Source organism: Anaerospora sp., from assembly GCF_032013335.1.
Classification (GTDB): Bacteria; Bacillota; Negativicutes; order Sporomusales; family DSM-15969; genus Anaerospora.
The window spans coordinates 272,908-289,885 of sequence record NZ_DALZUO010000002.1 but is presented as its reverse complement, the minus strand read 5'-3'; the positions used below and the strand labels follow the sequence as shown (position 1 = coordinate 289,885).

The following is a 16,978-nucleotide window of genomic DNA, read 5'->3' as shown; positions in this document are numbered from 1 at the left end:
TCACTTCACCTCAAATTTTAAAAATCAGGCATACCAGCTGATGCAGCACTTCCTTGCGTGCTGTTGGCGGCATCCTCTTTTTTCTTAATTATGGTATCAATCCGTAAAATTGCCACAGCAACTTCGCCTGCCGCCTTTATCGCATGAAGTTTGACAGGCACCGGATCGACAACTCCTACCGCAAGCATGTCGGTTACTAAGCCTGTATCGCAATCAATACCAAGATAATCCATCTGTCCCGCCATCTGAGCAGCAACTACATCTTCAACTTTTTCCAGAGGATTAAATCCGGCATTTTCTACAATCTGCGATAATGGCCGCTTCAAAGCATTCACTACACAATCTACACCATATGCTGCCATACCCTTAAGATGTTCCCGGGATTTTTCTACTTTTCGGGCTAGCGCAATTTCAATAGATCCACCGCCCGGTACATAGCCGCCTTTGACTGCAGCCTGCACACTGGATGCTGCATCTTTAGCAATACGCATCCGTTCGCCAACGACTTCTTCTGTTGCGGCACCGACTAAAATAGTAGCCATCGGTTTACCCTTACCACCTAGAATGCGAACATGCTCCAGCTTCTCATCTTCATAAACCCGATGGGCGATGCCCAGATATTTTTCCAGGTCTGCCGTTTCTTTTTTAAGCCCTGTACGCTTGAGCATCCGTGCACCTGTATGTTCAGCCGCCCTTCTGAGGTCCTTAGCGGCCACCCGCTGAATAACCATTATACCGGCATCAGCCAAAATTTCCTCAGCATCAGTGTGAACACCTCTGTCGACTAAAACGACATTAACACCAAGCTCAACAATTTTCTTACTATTTTCTTTAAATTCATTTTGTAATTCTATGTAACGCTTAAATCCGGCTTCTGTACTTAATGCCTCATCTCCAATTTCTTCCGGCTCCAAGGCATCATCAATTAAAAGCACTTTAGCGTTTTCCACCACTGCCGGCATTTCCTTGTTCATGCGCTCTTTATCAACAATAACGCCTAAAAACACTTCATTAGCGGCTCCTTCTTGAGCCGTTATAATTTCTGCCAGCTTAAAATTATTCTCTGTTAATTTTTCTACACCAATCAGCCGGGCAGCTTCTACTACCAAATCGGCGATATCCTGATGCTCCCGACCGGCTATCATTGCGATATTGCGTAAAATTGGATCCTGTATATCTGACACACGACGGCAATTAACTGCCACTTGCTCAAGCGCCTGTGCAATTCCAAATTTCACACCTTCGATAACCCTGGCCACCGGAACACCCCGCAAAACCTGATTAACACCTTCCGCTACAAGACCACCAGCCATAATAGTCGCAGTTGTTGTCCCATCGCCTACCTCGGCTTGCTGTGCTTTTGCCGTATTAATCAGCATTTTTGCCGCAGGATGATTGACATCCATCTTATCAAGAATAGTCACACCATCATTTGTGATGATGACTTCACCAAAGCGGTCTACCAGCATCGTGTCCAGTCCTTTAGGACCAATTGTTCCTTCTACAGCCGCCGTGATTGCTCTTACAGCATTTGCGTTGGTGACTAACGCAGCTAAACGTTCATCAACTTCCGCACCGCTGCCGGCTGCCTGCTTGAGATTCATGTCGGAATCCTCCCATACCTATATATGTAATGCTTCTTGCGGGCAGACTATTCCGTCTGCCCGTTTTCACAAACTGTTTCAGACACCGTATTTTTTTAATACATCTCCCAAATGGCGCTGCATAAAACCGAGCACGCCAATGATCTTACCATACTCCATGCGGGTTGGTCCCAAGACCGCTACCGTACCAACTACCTGACCATCAACACGATAGGTCGCCTGAATGACACTGCAATCCTGAATACCGGAGAACTTGTTTTCCTGACCAATAGTGACAAGTAAGTGGTCTGTGTCCTGCATGTGAAGAATATCACTAAGCAGTTGTTCTTCTTCCAGCATGGAAAGCAGGCCTTTTACTTTATCAACATCACGAAATTCCGGCTGTTCCAATAATTGAGTAGTGCCGCCGGTATATACCCGGTCCTTTCTGTCGACCGATACAGCGCTTCCCAATACTTCAAGAGCCGCTTTATAAATAAGAGAATCGGCCACGACATCTTGTTTTATTTGTCTGAGGAGTGATAATTTAATACGGTCCAGCGGTAATCCGGCTAACCGGTTATTGATAAGCTCAGCTATGCTCTGCAAATCACTTAACGATGTTCCTTCCGGAATATCAATTACCTTATTATCAATAAACCCCGTATCTGTCACTATTATAATGATGGCTCTGCGCTCATCCAATGGCAGAAACTGCATGTATTTGAACACACACTGCGACATTTGCGGCGCCAGAACAAGCGATACATTGCGGGTCATACGAGATAAAATTTTAGCAGTTTCCTGAAAGACGCCTTCGATCCGCCGGGCCTTAGCCTCATACCAACGATCAATCAGAAGAATTTCCTGATCACTGATTGTAGGCGGCGCTAATAAGCAGTCCACATAGAACCGATAGCCTTTGGCCGAAGGAATTCGCCCTGCCGACGTATGAGGCTGTTCCAGGTACCCCAGCACTTCCAAATCAGACATTTCATTACGAATAGTTGCCGGACTGATGCCCAAGTCATATTTACGGGCAATCGTTCTTGAGCCAATCGGTTCCGCTGTAGAAATATAGTCGTCAATAATAGCCTGCAGAATCTTACGTTTTCTCTCGTCCAAAAGCATTCACCTCCTATTGTTAGCACTCTATCGCAGGGAGTGCTAACACCTAATTAAAACATATCACTCCTTGCCGCTCATGTCAAGATGTCATCCTGTTTTATCGACAGTTAAGGTAAAAAAGCCTGAAAAACCGAGTTACCGTATTTCATCCCAAGGGGAGTTAGCTTTACTGATTGGTTTTCCATACAAATCAATCCTTTAGCTTCTAAAGATGCTAAGGGTTTTCCAAACATCTGTTGAAGACTTTTTCCGAAGAACCGATAAAAGGTATCATTGGATATTCCCGCTGCCGTGCGAAGTCCCAAAAAACAAAATTCGGCCATTTGAACAGGTTCATCCGGAATTTCTTTAACCTCAACAGGTGATTGGCCGCTGTTTACACGCTTAAGGTAGGTACGGACATCGCGCGTATTCGCCAGCCGCTCGCCATTAATAAAGGAATGAGCAGCCGCGCCTATTCCGAGATAAGAAGAGTAGTTCCAATATTTTAAGTTATGCCGGCAGGAAAACCCCGGCAGCGCATAATTTGATATTTCATACCGTTGGTAGCCACTTAGTGTTAAATATTCGACTGTCTCGTCATACATCGCCTCTTCCTCTTCTTCGGAAGGCAGTATTAATTTACCTGAAGCGAGACGATTCGCAAAGGGAGTTTCTTCTTCCACTTTTAACCCATATACTGAAATATGAGGAATAGCCAGTTCATATGCCAGCCGGAGACTTTTTTGGAAATCTTTTAGTGTCTGCACGGGCAATCCATACATCAGGTCAATATTTACATTGGAAAACCCGGCCTGCTGTGCGGTCCGGACGGCATGAATTCCATCATCGCCTGTATGAATACGACCGACTTCCTGCAGCAGCGTATCAGAAAATGACTGCACGCCAAAGCTAATGCGGTTCACACCATGAGACCGCAGTGCTGTCAGCATATCATGATTCACCGTGCCAGGATTTGCTTCCATAGAGATTTCCGCATCCGAGGTAATAGTAAAACTTTTGTTTAGCGCCCCAATCACTTTCAGCAACAAGGCGGCAGGCAGAACTGAGGGTGTTCCGCCTCCTATGTATATCGTATCAACCTGATAAGATGAAAAAAGAACACCTTGTCCGGTGATTTCCCGGCACAAGGCGTCAATATAGCTTTCGTATAAGCTCTCCAGATGAGAGTAGGAAGGGAAATCACAATATAAACATTTTTGCTTGCAAAAAGGGATGTGGATATATAATCCTAAATTCATATGTCTAATCCATCTTCAAGATCGCCATGAACGCTTCCTGAGGAACCTCAACATTTCCCACTTGTTTCATGCGCTTCTTACCTTCTTTTTGCTTTTCCAGCAGCTTGCGTTTACGGGAAATATCACCGCCGTAGCATTTCGCCAGTACATCTTTCCGCATGGCTCTTACCGTTTCCCGCGCAATGACTTTATTGCCTATAGCTGCTTGAATAGGTATCTCAAACATTTGGCGTGGAATAATTTCTTTCAGCTTCTCGGCAAGACCCCGTCCCCTAAATGTTGCCTTATCACGATGCACAATGACGCTTAACGCATCAACTGCCTCGCCATTAAGGAGAATATCCAGTTTGACCAGATCTGATTGCTGATAGCCAATCAATTCATAATCCAGCGAGGCATAGCCCCGGGTAGAAGATTTCAGGCGGTCAAAATAATCATAAATGATTTCACTTAATGGTAAATGATACGTAATGGTAACCCGGCTGACATCCAGGTACTTCATATCTTTATATTCGCCCCGTTTTTCTTGTGAAAGTTCCATGACTGCACCGACAAGATCATTGGGGACAATAATAGTAGCCTTTACATAGGGCTCTTCAATATGATCGATTTCCTGAACAACAGGCAATTTGGAGGGATTATCAATTTCCAGCAGCTCGCCGTCAGTCTTAAACACTTTGAAAATAACACTGGGGGCTGTGGTGATCAATGTTAAATTGTATTCCCGTTCGAGCCGCTCCTGGATAACATCCATATGAAGCAATCCTAAGAAACCGCAGCGGAAACCAAAACCAAGGGCAATTGACGTTTCTGGTTCATACGCTAAAGAAGCATCATTTAATTTAAGCTTATCCAACGCGTCACGCAGCGAGTCGTAATCTGCACTGTCTACCGGGTAAAGACCGCAATACACCATCGGAGTAACCTTGCGGTATCCGGGCAGAGGTTCAGTGGCAGGATTGTCGAGCTCAGTAACGGTATCACCAACGCGGGTATCTTTTACATTCTTAATACTAGCTGCAATAAAGCCCACTTCTCCTGGCCCAAGCTCGGCAACATTGGTCATGGTAGGGCGGAACACGCCTACTTCCGTTATTTCGAACTTTTTCTCTGTTGCCATCATCAGCACTTTCATGCCTGGACGTATATGGCCATCCATTATCCGGACATAGGCAATTACTCCTTTATAGGAGTCAAAATGGGAATCAAAGATAAGTGCTTTGAGCGGCTTATTTCTATCACTCTTCGGTGGCGGTACTTTCGCAACAATTGCTTCCAATACCTCTTCAATGCCGAAACCGGTTTTAGCACTAATCAAGACAGCATCAGTTGTATCCAGCCCGATTACATCTTCGATCTCCTGCTTTACCCGTTCGGGCTCTGCACTAGGCAAATCAATTTTATTAATAATAGGAATAATTTCCAAATCATGTTCCAATGCCAAATACACATTAGCCAGGGTCTGCGCTTCAATTCCTTGCGCTGCATCAACGATCAATAGCGCACCTTCACAGGCTGCCAGGCTGCGGGAAACTTCGTATGTAAAATCTACGTGTCCTGGTGTATCAATTAAATTTAGCATATATGTCTCGCCATTCTTAGCAGTATAAGACAAGCGGACCGACTGTGCCTTAATTGTGATACCACGCTCACGTTCCAGATCCATCTGGTCCAATACCTGGTTTTCCATCTCACGGGCAGAGAGAGCTCCGGTAAACTCCAACAGCCGGTCAGCTAGTGTGGATTTACCATGGTCAATATGAGCAATAATGGAGAAGTTTCGAATATGGGATGTATTCATAGCGGGGCTCCTCTCAGACTACAATAGCAAATTTCAGTGATTTATTATAGCATTTCCCCCTATCACCTGCAAGTATTTACCTAAATTGCTCTTTAAGCCAGCGAAGCTCCTTGTCCAGAAACGGTTTCAGGTCTCGCATGTATCCCGTAAGATTTTCTTTTGTCCGGTAAGCCTCCTCCATGAATTGACCATACCATAAGTTCAGCCAATAAATAGGACGCTCTATATTAAAATATAAGACCGTTGGTATTGTTATGCGATTGCCGCCAGACTGGAAAGTAATTGCTTTGGCCGTATTGTACACCGATCCAACCGGAAACTGACCATTAATATTTATTCCATTCCCCAAAACGTGTGCAGAGTAACCGCCACTGTCTCTTCTTACATTAAAGGAGCGCACATACGGGCTTTGCATGGTCATATCATTTAGCTGATGTTCAGCAGCCGCAACCCCTAGAACGATGAATATGAGCATTGCAATAAAGCCTCTGGTTAAAACAATGACTTCTTCAGAAGGCATGCGAATAAGAATAAGTATCACCTCTAAAGCTGCATAACATATTTTTTACTCTGTCTTGTTTTCAGCCATAATCTCCGCGAGAATATCGCCAAGAAGTTCCATCGTGCGCATTGCTTCTTCTTTTGAGTTTTCCTGGCAACCCACCTCCAGCAGCAAGGCGCGGGGATGTAAATGCTGATTAAAACGCCAGTCAACTAATTGGATTCCTTTTGATACACCGGGGAAATATTGATTAAGCTTTGCGTCAATCAGCTTTGCAAAGGCATGGTTTTGCTGCCAGTGGGGCTGCATAAGATCTGGTTGTCCTTTTGCTACCACAATAGACATCCGGGCTACCGTCACACCTGCAACTGTAGCAATCGAATTCTCTCTTTTATCAGCATCCCGATGGATATCAAAAATCATTTGGATAGAAGGGTTTTCTGACAGCATTTCCTTAGCAGTAATTTCTGATGGACCATAAGCTTTCATAAAACTGGGGTAATCATGAATATTCTTACTTACGATCGCTTTATAGCCACGTTCCTCCAAGCGCTTTGCCAGAGCATCGCCAACCTCGACTATTTCGCCGCGCTGTCCGCCAGGGCGGTGAGTTACGCCAGAATTAGGTATAAAGGACTCGGCCGTGTGCGTATGATAGATTCCCACAACCGGTTTACCATTCGTTAACGTGCTTTTAAAATCAAATTTAGGAAAATTAGGAACGGTCATCGCACTTACAGTGGACTCAGGCTTAATAGCTGCTAATAAGGGGATTTCAACCCGGAACAGTGACCGGGTATCTTTAATATCGATATTCGCAAGAAACATAACTACGCCCCTGAGCACGCTCTGGGCCGTTATCTCTGACTTAATGACAACAGGTGCCGGGCTGGAAGAACCCGCTAATCCCGGTATTCCGGAAAAAAGCACGTCCCTCCAGTTAGGCCATAGCTGTTCCCACTTCTGATTGCCGGCAGCTGCATTACCGGGCTCACTGGATAGCGCTCCTGCACTCCTGATTCCATACATGCCTGATATGACTATCATAATTGCCATAACCATAACTGTTAAGGCAATCATTTTTGATTTGTGGTAATATTTTCGCCGTCTTCTCAAGTTTTTGCCCCCTGCCCTATTGTTTACATACAATGTATATGCTTTGGGGCAAAAGGATATTACCGCAAGAAAAACGGATTAATGTAAGTATAGATGAATATTTTCATAATCAATATGCGGATGCAGGGCCTGATTAATACCACCGGCAATAATGTTGGCAATATCCTGAATTAACCGGTCTATTTCCTTAGGCGTAACCATTAGATCCCCCAGCGCATCGGGAAGCACTTGCCGCACAATCATGCTCCGATCTTGATCAGACAAATCGGCCATGCTTTTAAAGTAGCGGGCAAAAGCGGCATGCTCCTGCATAGTATCAATTGTGTCCATGGCGATTGTTGATGCATGGACAACGGTGGGAACACCAATTGCAATCACAGGTACTCCGAGTGTTTCCTTACTAAGTCCAAAACGCTTGTTGCCCACTCCGGAGCCCGGATGTATGCCTGTATTTGCTAATTGAACGGTTGTCAATACACGGTGACTGGACGCCGCCGCCAGAGCATCAATTGCAATGACCACATTGGGTTTTACTTTATCTACGATACCGTGTATAATTTCCGCTGTTTCCATACCGGTAATTCCAAGTACACCAGGCGCGATTGCACAAACAGAGCGAACACCATTTTTTAGTTCTGGCGACAACAGTTCCTGAAGATGCCTGGTAACAACAACTTTATCTACGGAACGGGGTCCCAATGCATCAGGAGTTACATTCCAATTGCCCAGACCAACAATTAGAACAGTAGCATTACGCGGCAGCTCTACCATATTTACCAGTTCCTGTGCAAGATGCTTCATAATTTGGTCTTCAAGGGGTGTGTTTTTATAGCGCAGCCCCTGCGCTTCGACTGTCACATAACGTCCTTGTTTTTTCCCCATCATCCTTTCGGCTTCAGGAGTAGTGATATTTACCCGGGTAATCAAAACATCGTCATTCTCGGCAGTTTCCACAACTACACCGGGAACATCTTCGCGAACCCTCCGGCTGAGCATTTCTCTTGCTTCCAGGGCAAGGTCAGTCCGGGGCGTAAATACTTCATTATCCATGAATTTCCTCCTATAATTACAATATTTCTGTTAGGCTATCGTTACCCAAAGGACCCTTTCCTATACTATAATGAAACATAAATAAGTAACTATATAAATAAGTGGTAATTGTTGCTTGCATTTTTTATAGGCTCATGCTAAAATATTTTAGGTATAATGGTCACAAGGGAGGTGAAACAATTGCCGAACATTAAATCCAGTGAACGCAGTGTAAAAACTGATGCTGAGCGCCGGGCAAGCAACTTTGCCGTAAAATCCACCATCAAAACTGTTACTCGTAAAACGGTGGAAGCCGTTGGGGCCGGCAAAGCAGACGATGCTAACGCCCTCCTGACCAAAGCCAGCAGTGTTATTGACAAAGCAGTCGCCAAAGGCGTTATCCATAAAAATGCCGCGGCCCGTAAAAAGTCCCGCTTGGCTCGTAAGCTAAATGCCTTAGCCAACTAAGCAACAAACAAATACCCCTTGTCCATTCTTTTGGACAAGGGGTATTTTTTATTTGTTGCTCTTGTTGCTTTGTGCTTGTACTGCAGTAATTGCAACTACACCAACAATGTCTTCCGCTTTGCAGCCCCGTGACAAATCATTGATCGGCTTTGCCAACCCTTGGGTTATCGGGCCATAGGCTTGTGCTTTTGCCAGTCTTTCCGTCAGCTTATAGCCGATATTTCCGGCATTTAAGTCCGGGAATATCAACACATTAGCATGACCTGCAGCTTTACTGCCAGGAGCCTTTAAATCCGCAACCCGTTGGACCAGTGCAGCATCAACCTGCATTTCTCCATCAATTAAAAGCTCAGGTGCCTTTTGCCGGGCCAAAGCGGCCGCCTGTACCACTTTTTCTGTAAGCTCGCTCTTAGCACTGCCAAAAGTAGAATACGATAACATGGCTACAACTGGCGTAATATCCAGCAGACTAATCATGCTTTGTGCAGAAGCAATAGCAATTTCAGAAAGCTCCTGCGCATTAGGGTTCTCATTTAGACCGCAGTCCCCAAACAGCAGCGTTCCATTATGACCATATTCGCTATTGGGCACCACCATGACAAAGAAGGTGGAAACAAGCTTCGCCTCAGGTGCTGTCTTAATGATTTGCAATGCCGGACGCAGCGTATCTGCTGTTGAATGAATCGCTCCGGAAACCAGACCATCGGCATCATTTAGTTTCAACATCATCATTCCAAAGAAAACAGGGTCCTTGACTTGTTCTTCTGCCTGTTCTAAGGTAATCCCCTTCGATTTACGCAGTTCATAGAAAGCTTTACCGTATTCCTGTCCTTTCTCTGCAATTTTACTATCAATGATCGTAGCGCCCGATAAGTCCAAGTCTCCCGCGACGCGCAGTATTTCAGACTTGTCTCCTATTAAAATAATATCAGCAATTTTTTCTTTCAATACAGTGCATGCTGCCTGCAATACACGCAGATCAGTTGCCTCAGGCAAAATAATGCGCTGTTTATCAGCCCTGGCTTTTTGCTTCATCTGTTCAATAAAACTCATAATTGTATCGCCGCCTTCAATTATTTATTTTTCTTCCAGAATACGCGCATGTATACTTAATATCTTCTGGCCATAGGTCTTACCCGGCACTGCCCAGCGTCCATTTAAGTCGGTCCAGGTTACAGCCTGTCCGAAATTCCGGCCCTGCTTTACTAATTGATAGCGTGGATCCACGATTGGTCTTTGCGGCTGCTCTGTTGATGCATACGCCAATAAGTGCTGAATCTGAGCAGTTACGCCCTCCTCTGCTGAGCCAAACCAATGCCCCCGAACCTTATTACCGGTTGTACCTATTCCCGCATAGTTATTTTGCAGGGGAACTACATCACCACCATAGCGAAAATGCCCGGTTTCATGAATCGCCTGAGCAAATGCCACATCAGGGCGTACTTTTTCCAGAATCCCCTGCTGCCAGTAATACTCTACTAATGTTTCTATAGAAACGGTAATAAGCGGAAAGGGATTGATTTTTTGCATATATCGTACGCACTGCTCTTTAGTAGCCAACGGTTCTCCCATTATGGAGAGGTCCAAAGCGCTGTCATTCTGAATCAATTCTGTTTGATCCGTAGTGGGTGCCGCCACTATCGTTAAGCCTGACAGTAACCAACTAGCGACAGTCAAACCTATTACAATCATTCTTTTCCCTTGCTTTACCATTTTATCCTCCTCTTACCTTATCTTTTATAAACACAATTCAATAATAAATTGCTCCAGCACATGCCCATCCGCTTTCCCTGTTTTTAAATCGCGGTCTGCTGCCGCTAAGCGGAGAATTCCTGCTTTTAGCTGCTCGGCCGAAAAAGCTCTGCTTTGACGAATCAGCTTTTCTCCAATAAACAAGGGCACTTTAAATTCATTGGCAACATCCTGCTGCGAAAATCCTTGCCCTGCCATTAGCTTTGCCTGCCATAGGTGGCGTACTTGCCTCGCTAATAAAGCCAGCAGCCGAAAAGGAAGCTCTCCTGTAGAAAGCTGTTCTCCCAGTAATTGAAGCGCTCTTGACACTTGCTTCTGACTCAATGCTTCCAGCATGACAAAAACAGAAACCTCCGGCACTATTGATAATATGGCCATGAGATCATCGCGAGTAATTGATGTCTTCGTTTTTGTATATAAGCATGCCTTTTCCAGTTCGCCTGCTAAAAAGCCTAAGGATACCTGCGGCATAATACTGACTATATTTAGCAGGTGCTCCATTGCATCAGCAGTTAGTTTTTTATTCTTTTCCGCCAGTTTCGCCATCACCCATGGCTTTACATCCTTAACCTTTAGCGGCGCAAGCTCAATAACAGACCCGTATTTTTCAATAGCCTTCACGATTTTTTTACGCTTATCAATTTTGTCTCCACCTATAAAGACAACGTTAGTGTAGTCCGGCATGTTGGCAAAAAGGGTTATTAATCGCTCACTGCCGGCATCTGCAGTCTCCTCGGAAGCATCTGCAGACTCTGCTTGCACGGATGCTTTCCGGCTGCGAAACATAGCAGCATTGCGCACTAAAATAACATTTTTACTGCCAAAGAAGGGCACAGACTCAATCAAGCGAACAAGCTCCTCAGACGATGGCTCGTTCTCAAAAACAGCAAGTCCAGTCTCCCGCTCATCAGGCGGTAAAAGCTCTACCGTAAGCTTATGTTCTAATTCCCGGATTAAATAACTCTCTTCACCATATAACAAATATATCGAAGCAATCTGACCACGGTTAATTTGCTCCATTGCAGTTGAATAATTCATTCTAAGAGCCTCCGATACATCATTGTTTCCTTTTTAAGTAAGGTTCAATAGACAAGTCCGTCCCATTTGTTCTCATCAGTACAGCCCCGTCTTGATCCGTCCGGTATACGTGCAGTGCCGTGCGGTCCAATTTATCCAACACTTCTTTATGGGGATGACCAAACCGGTTATGATAACCTACAGAAATAACGGCATATCGAGGAGCCGCCTTTTCCAAAAAACCATCCGTAGTCGAAGTGCGCGAACCATGATGCGCCACTTTAAGGACCGTACACGGATATAAGCCATTTGCTATTAACTCTTTTTCCTGTCCAGCCTCTAAATCACCTGTAATGAGAAAGCTATGTTGTCCATAGGACACGCGAATCACACTTGATGATTCATTGCTGTTACGGCCTGATCCAGCCTGTGCTCCAGCATGAACCACTTCTATCTCCAGCCCGTCCAGTTTAAGCTTCTGTCCCCGCGCCGCCAGAATAATGACCCCACTGCCTTTTTCCTTGAGCAATGCCCGAAGACTGTCAGAAAACGCTTCAGGAGCAACAATACAGTTTCTGACAGGTATGGCTGCTGCTACGGCCGCAGCACCACCTGCGTGATCCTTGTGGCCATGGGTAAGAATGAGATAATCCAGTCTGGTTATGCCTTGATGCTTAAGATAAGGAGCAACGACTCGTTCACCCACATCAAAATTACTGTTTTCACCAATTGTTCCACCTGTATCCACAAGCACTGACCTGCCACGAGGCGTAATAAAGAGAGTTGCATCACCTTGTCCTACATCAATAAAATGTACAGCGACCTGTTTTGAAGGTCCGATCAGACCTCCTGCCAGCAGGCATACTGCAAGAATAATCCCTGCCGCCCGATAAGGCCATTGCTTTATTATACTGACAGGTGACTGCATCCAGGTCGGTAAATAGCCATAGCTCCAGGCTAGAACGTAAAACACTAAACTCTCCAGCATCCCAAAAGGAGGCACATAAAACTGTAAACCCTCAATAGCAGCAATTGCTTTATTCAGCATAACTGCCAAACCAATGCCCATACTGCAAAAAACCAATAGCAGTTTTGTTGCCAATGGCAGTACCAGGCTGCTGATGCAAGCCAGCAAGCCAAGAATAATAACCAGCTCAATAATTGGAATAACAATAATATTGGCAATGAACGAGCTAATGGAAAAGCTGTGAAAATACCATGCTAAAAAGGGAATAATACCGGCTTGCGCAGCAAATGTCACGGCAAATGCCGATGCCAGCCATTTTGGCAGAAAACGTAGTTTTTCTGTAGTCTTGCTATATAAAAAGACCAAACCGGCAGTTGCCCCAAATGAAAGCTGAAAACTAATATCATAAAGCAGCGCCGGCTGCCAGACGAGCATGAGTAACGCTGCCAGAGCCATTGCACCTGCACCGGACTTTTCCCGGCCTGCCAGGACTGCCCAAAGTCCGGTAATACCCATAATAGCTGACCTGATAACCGGCGGACTCAGCCCTGCTAAAGCGGCATAAAACAGTATTACGGCGCCTGCCAGCATTACGGTTACCTTAGAGTTCAAGCGGCAGCTTTCTCCTAACCATAACATAACTGCTGCCACCAGGGCAATATGCGAGCCGGATACTGATAATATATGAATAATACCGGTAGCTGAAAAATCATGCAGCACCTGGGTATTGATAGTGTCATATCCGCCGCCGAATAGAACACCGGTAAGGATTGCTGCATCACTCTGGGGCATGACTTGTAAAAACAGTTCACTAAGCCGGCTCCGCCATTGATCCAGTAATATTTTCCCAGTTAATTCCTTCGCTGGGATAATTGAAATACTATCACTGCTGCTATTCATTCTCGCGGTAATGCCTTGCCGCTTTAGCGCTGCCACTATATCAATAGAGCCGGGATTATTATAGCCATGTAACCCTTCGAGCTCTCCTGCTGCCTTTACATGGTCGCCGCTGCTGCCAGTTTGCGTAGCTGCTGTCTGCCGCACAGTCACTATCATCTTTCCGCTGCTGTTCAGCATCCGCCCGGCAAGCCGGAGCTGATCGACTTCTATAATATATCGAACCTTTTTTTCTGTATCTAACAGTGTAATCTTTGGTACCTCTGCTATTTTCCCTGTCACAATAACTCGTTGTCCGATAAACTGACTGCTGTCTGTTAACGGGAGAGCTTCACCCTGCATAGAGCGAATAATTCCCAAGAAGAAGAAAAGCAATAGTAAGCAAATAGTCGGTTCTTTCCGCTTATAAAGCTGAACCGTAATAAATCCAACCAACAAAGCCGATAACACACATAAATAATCGCTATTCCAAGCAAAACCAGCCAGACCTATTCCCAGAGCAAAAGCTGTTGTCAGCAACATAAGTGAAATGTTCATGATCTATAATGTAATCTTGCTGACTAGCTTTTTGAATTTGGACTCACCGATACCTGGAACTTTCTTCAGCTCGTCCAGCTCCTTAAACGCCCCGTTTGTCTGGCGATATTCGATAATTCGTTCCGCCATTGCCGGTCCAATTCCCGGCAGCTCATCCAATTCACTCTTACTTGCTTTGTTGATACTGATTCTTTCATTATTTGATCCCGAAGGATTCTCAGATTGGCTTCCGGCCATAACAACGGGAACAGAAACATGAAGGCCGTCTTTGACGGCTTGCGCCATATTAATGCGATTGGCATCCGCATTTGGCGTTACTCCTCCAGCCAGATTGACAACATCCAGCACCCTTAGCCCAGATTGCACTTCGTACACACCGGGTCTGTTAATTCCGCCGCTGATATAAACCATTACTTTATCGTTCTTTACCATACTTTCACTTGAAACCGGACCGATGATTTGCGCTGCCGTCACCATTGTGCTTTTCTGCCACCAACTGTACAAACCTGTTCCTGCAACGGCCAGCGCGATCAGCAATCCAACTGCTAATTTGCTTCTTTTCCCGTCCATGAACGTCACCCGCCCCAAATGCTATTTCCACCTTTTTCTCCAATATTATCCAAATTCCTTTATTAATTTTACTAGCTCCCTATATTGACCATTTTCATATATTAACAGTCACTGGGTAAAATAATATGATAAAATAAAAATTAAAAACAAATGGGATGGTGGCATCATGAATCATGCCGATTTAGAAAAATACGCGCGTCTGGTTATTAAAACTGGCGTCAATCTCCAAAACAATCAAACCCTAGTGCTTTCTTCACCGATTGAATGTGCCCCTTTTGCACGTCTCATTACAGAGGCTGCTTATTCAGCAGGAGCCCGTGAAGTTGTCATCAATTGGGTTGATGAGCTTTCTGCCAAAATTCGCTACCTTCAAGCCCCAGACGAGATTTTTGATGAGTTCCCAGAGTGGCGCAAGGATTTTTATCTTTCGTATCTGCGCGGCGGAGCGGCTTTCGTCAGTATATCCGCCTCAGATCCGGAGCTGCTAAAAGATGTTAACCCTGAAAGAATTGTCAGAGCTCAAAAGGTAAGTAATACTGCCTTACAGGAATATCGCGAAAAAATTATGAGTCATGAAAACTCATGGTGCATTGTTTCAGTACCCACAATTGCCTGGGCCAAAAAGGTGTTTCCTGATGTCTCTGAGGAGCAGGCCATGAATTTATTGTGGGATGCAATTTTAAAAGCGGTTCGAGTTCCTGCCGCAGATCCCGTAAAAGAATGGGATAGCCATAAGGCTAAGCTTAGAGAACGCCGGGATTTTATGAACAAGAGTAATTTCAAGTCCTTACATTATCAAAACAGCCTTGGAACCGATCTTACTATAGAGCTGCCGGATAATCATATTTGGATGGGCGGCTCGAAAAACAATGCCAAAGGGATTGATTTTGTTGCCAATATCCCGACAGAAGAAGTATTTACCCTGCCTAAAAAGTCAGGTGTAAACGGTACCGTCTTTAGTTCAAAGCCCTTGGTTTACAACGGCAACTTAATTGATCAATTCAGCTTAACGTTTAAAGATGGAAAAGCAATTGACTATAAGGCAGAAAAAGGCCAGGAAATACTGAAAAAGCTGATAGAAACGGATGAAGGCTCCTGTTATCTCGGCGAAGTAGCTTTAGTTCCTTTTGATTCTCCTATTTCCAATGCTCAGATTCTTTTCTATAACACATTATTTGATGAAAACGCTTCGTGTCATCTGGCCTTCGGCAAAGCCTATCCAACTTGCATCAAGGATGGCAGCAGTCTATCCAAAGATAAGTTAGTTGATTTGGGCGTCAATGATTCTTTAGTGCATGTAGACTTTATGATCGGAACAAAAGACCTTACCATTACAGGTATTACCGCTGAAGGGAAGAAAATCCCGGTATTTGAGAACGGAAATTTCGCATAAGTCAGGCTAATTAAATAGGCCCACCGGCACCTATTCGGCCTAACATAAATGTGCACCCATAAAAATACATGCTTTACGCTCGCAGCAGTATGGTGATTAAAATAAAAAGGGATGCCTTGAGGGCATCCCTTTTTATTTTAATCTTTTTAGGGTCTATTTTATTTGACAGTGGGCGATTTGACCGCCTATTTACTATTGGCAAGCGTTGCATTTACATATTTGTGCAAGTGCTGCATAAACGCCTCTGACACAAGCGGCGGTTGATTTGTTTTCAAGGCATTAAGAATCTGCAGATGCTCCTGCGCTTTTTCTTCAAATGTGCCTAGAGACACTATATTCTGGTTCATGACAATCAGAAGCTGATAAAACAAACCTTCCAGAATCTGCGCACGCCGACTGCTTTCAGAAGCATTCCACAAATAACGGTGAAAAGCTAAATCCAATGTATTCAATAGGAATACGCGTTCTTCATTGGTACTACATTGTTGTTCACCTTTTTGCATCTGCATCGTCATCTGATGCAATTCCTGGTAATCCTTCTCCTGTAGTATGGGCTGGGTTGAAAGGATATGCAATATCTGAATTTCAAGTGTAATACGGATATCAAATACTTCCAGTACCTCTTGGGGACTCATTTCCAAAACCTGATTGCCCCTCCGCGGGGAAAAAGAGACAATCCCCTGTTCGTTCAAAATCCGCATCGCTTCACGCACGGGAGCCCGGCTGGTACTTAACTCACTAGAAATATCGGCTTCAGTCAATTTATCGCCGCTTTTCAATACACCGGACAAAATTCTATTCTTCACATAAGCAACAACAATATCGCTCAAGCTTTTTTTCTCGTACTGCGGCATAATCACCATGCCATGAGTCACCATCTTTTTCACAAGATTTCCATATGATTATATCGCACTATTCCAGCTCTGTACAGAGAGGTTCTGCGGTGTTATCCAACGTTAAAACTGATGGTCATTTTT

General features: G+C 44.7%; 15 protein-coding genes. 2 read left to right on the top strand and 13 right to left on the bottom strand.

The genetic code is table 11. The annotated features are described in order from the left end of the window. Positions 1–17 precede the first annotated feature (17 nt). The 7 genes from RTR76_RS03455 to gpr form a co-directional block, all read right to left on the bottom strand. Positions 18–1,604 (bottom strand): TCP-1/cpn60 chaperonin family protein, encoded by a 1,587-nt coding sequence (locus RTR76_RS03455; protein ID WP_312516722.1) that lies wholly within the window; start codon positions 1,602–1,604, stop codon positions 18–20. 78 nt (positions 1,605–1,682) lie between these two features. After that, positions 1,683–2,714: a heat-inducible transcriptional repressor HrcA gene (hrcA, locus tag RTR76_RS03450; protein WP_312516720.1), complete on the bottom strand. Its 1,032-nt coding sequence runs from the start codon at positions 2,712–2,714 to the stop codon at positions 1,683–1,685. Between the two features lie 104 nt (positions 2,715–2,818). Further along, positions 2,819–3,952, bottom strand: a complete 1,134-nt coding sequence (hemW, locus tag RTR76_RS03445) for a radical SAM family heme chaperone HemW (RefSeq protein WP_312516718.1) — start codon at positions 3,950–3,952, stop codon at positions 2,819–2,821. A 4-nt stretch (positions 3,953–3,956) separates the two neighbouring features. After that, the gene (gene lepA / locus RTR76_RS03440) at positions 3,957–5,753 is read right to left on the bottom strand and encodes a translation elongation factor 4 (RefSeq protein ID WP_312516716.1); all 1,797 of its coding nucleotides are present in this window, start codon (positions 5,751–5,753) and stop codon (positions 3,957–3,959) included. 76 nt (positions 5,754–5,829) lie between these two features. Further along, complete coding sequence (locus RTR76_RS03435; RefSeq protein WP_312516714.1) at positions 5,830–6,294, bottom strand: hypothetical protein; 465 nt, start codon at positions 6,292–6,294, stop codon at positions 5,830–5,832. Between the two features lie 24 nt (positions 6,295–6,318). Continuing rightward, positions 6,319–7,371 carry a stage II sporulation protein P gene (gene spoIIP / locus RTR76_RS03430; protein ID WP_312516712.1) on the bottom strand — a complete coding sequence of 351 codons (1,053 nt, stop codon included), beginning with the start codon at positions 7,369–7,371 and terminating at the stop codon, positions 6,319–6,321. Positions 7,372–7,449: 78 nt separating this feature from the next. Next, complete coding sequence (gene gpr / locus RTR76_RS03425; RefSeq protein WP_312516709.1) at positions 7,450–8,421, bottom strand: GPR endopeptidase; 972 nt, start codon at positions 8,419–8,421, stop codon at positions 7,450–7,452. 180 nt (positions 8,422–8,601) lie between these two features. Here gpr and rpsT point away from each other — a divergent pair, with 180 nt between their 5' ends. After that, complete coding sequence (gene rpsT / locus RTR76_RS03420) at positions 8,602–8,868, top strand: 30S ribosomal protein S20 (RefSeq protein WP_312516707.1); 267 nt, start codon at positions 8,602–8,604, stop codon at positions 8,866–8,868. 48 nt (positions 8,869–8,916) lie between these two features. On the opposite strand, the gene pta is transcribed toward rpsT, so the two are convergent. From pta to RTR76_RS03395, 5 genes are read right to left on the bottom strand one after another with little or no spacing between them, the layout of a single operon-like run. Further along, on the bottom strand, positions 8,917–9,921 hold the full coding sequence (pta, locus tag RTR76_RS03415) for a phosphate acetyltransferase (RefSeq protein ID WP_312516705.1): 1,005 nt from the start codon (positions 9,919–9,921) through the stop codon (positions 8,917–8,919). A gap of 24 nt (positions 9,922–9,945) precedes the next feature. Next, on the bottom strand, positions 9,946–10,581 hold the full coding sequence (locus tag RTR76_RS03410; protein WP_312516703.1) for a glucosaminidase domain-containing protein: 636 nt from the start codon (positions 10,579–10,581) through the stop codon (positions 9,946–9,948). Between the two features lie 24 nt (positions 10,582–10,605). Beyond that, positions 10,606–11,658, bottom strand: a complete 1,053-nt coding sequence (holA, locus tag RTR76_RS03405; protein WP_312516701.1) for a DNA polymerase III subunit delta — start codon at positions 11,656–11,658, stop codon at positions 10,606–10,608. 19 nt (positions 11,659–11,677) lie between these two features. After that, positions 11,678–14,023 carry a DNA internalization-related competence protein ComEC/Rec2 gene (locus RTR76_RS03400; RefSeq protein ID WP_312516699.1) on the bottom strand — a complete coding sequence of 782 codons (2,346 nt, stop codon included), beginning with the start codon at positions 14,021–14,023 and terminating at the stop codon, positions 11,678–11,680. Between the two features lie 18 nt (positions 14,024–14,041). Beyond that, positions 14,042–14,608 (bottom strand): ComEA family DNA-binding protein, encoded by a 567-nt coding sequence (locus tag RTR76_RS03395; RefSeq protein ID WP_312516697.1) that lies wholly within the window; start codon positions 14,606–14,608, stop codon positions 14,042–14,044. A gap of 166 nt (positions 14,609–14,774) precedes the next feature. Between RTR76_RS03395 and RTR76_RS03390 the strand changes: the two genes are divergently transcribed. Beyond that, entirely contained in the window at positions 14,775–16,001 is a 1,227-nt protein-coding gene (locus RTR76_RS03390; RefSeq protein WP_312516695.1) for an aminopeptidase, read from the top strand. A gap of 185 nt (positions 16,002–16,186) precedes the next feature. On the opposite strand, the gene RTR76_RS03385 is transcribed toward RTR76_RS03390, so the two are convergent. Continuing rightward, positions 16,187–16,879, bottom strand: coding sequence for a GntR family transcriptional regulator (locus tag RTR76_RS03385; RefSeq protein WP_312516770.1), 693 nt, complete (start codon positions 16,877–16,879; stop codon positions 16,187–16,189). Positions 16,880–16,978 lie beyond the last annotated feature (99 nt).

Coding starts and splice junctions, on each gene's coding strand:
- RTR76_RS03385 (WP_312516770.1), bottom strand. CDS start 16,879: ATGGTGACTCATGGCATGGTGATTATGCCGCAGTACGAGAAAAAAAGC.
- RTR76_RS03390 (WP_312516695.1), top strand. CDS start 14,775: ATGAATCATGCCGATTTAGAAAAATACGCGCGTCTGGTTATTAAAACT.
- RTR76_RS03410 (WP_312516703.1), bottom strand. CDS start 10,581: ATGGTAAAGCAAGGGAAAAGAATGATTGTAATAGGTTTGACTGTCGCT.
- hemW (WP_312516718.1), bottom strand. CDS start 3,952: ATGAATTTAGGATTATATATCCACATCCCTTTTTGCAAGCAAAAATGT.
- holA (WP_312516701.1), bottom strand. CDS start 11,658: ATGAATTATTCAACTGCAATGGAGCAAATTAACCGTGGTCAGATTGCT.
- pta (WP_312516705.1), bottom strand. CDS start 9,921: ATGAGTTTTATTGAACAGATGAAGCAAAAAGCCAGGGCTGATAAACAG.
- gpr (WP_312516709.1), bottom strand. CDS start 8,421: ATGGATAATGAAGTATTTACGCCCCGGACTGACCTTGCCCTGGAAGCA.
- RTR76_RS03395 (WP_312516697.1), bottom strand. CDS start 14,608: ATGGACGGGAAAAGAAGCAAATTAGCAGTTGGATTGCTGATCGCGCTG.
- RTR76_RS03400 (WP_312516699.1), bottom strand. CDS start 14,023: ATGTTGCTGACAACAGCTTTTGCTCTGGGAATAGGTCTGGCTGGTTTT.
- hrcA (WP_312516720.1), bottom strand. CDS start 2,714: ATGCTTTTGGACGAGAGAAAACGTAAGATTCTGCAGGCTATTATTGAC.
- RTR76_RS03455 (WP_312516722.1), bottom strand. CDS start 1,604: ATGAATCTCAAGCAGGCAGCCGGCAGCGGTGCGGAAGTTGATGAACGT.
- lepA (WP_312516716.1), bottom strand. CDS start 5,753: ATGAATACATCCCATATTCGAAACTTCTCCATTATTGCTCATATTGAC.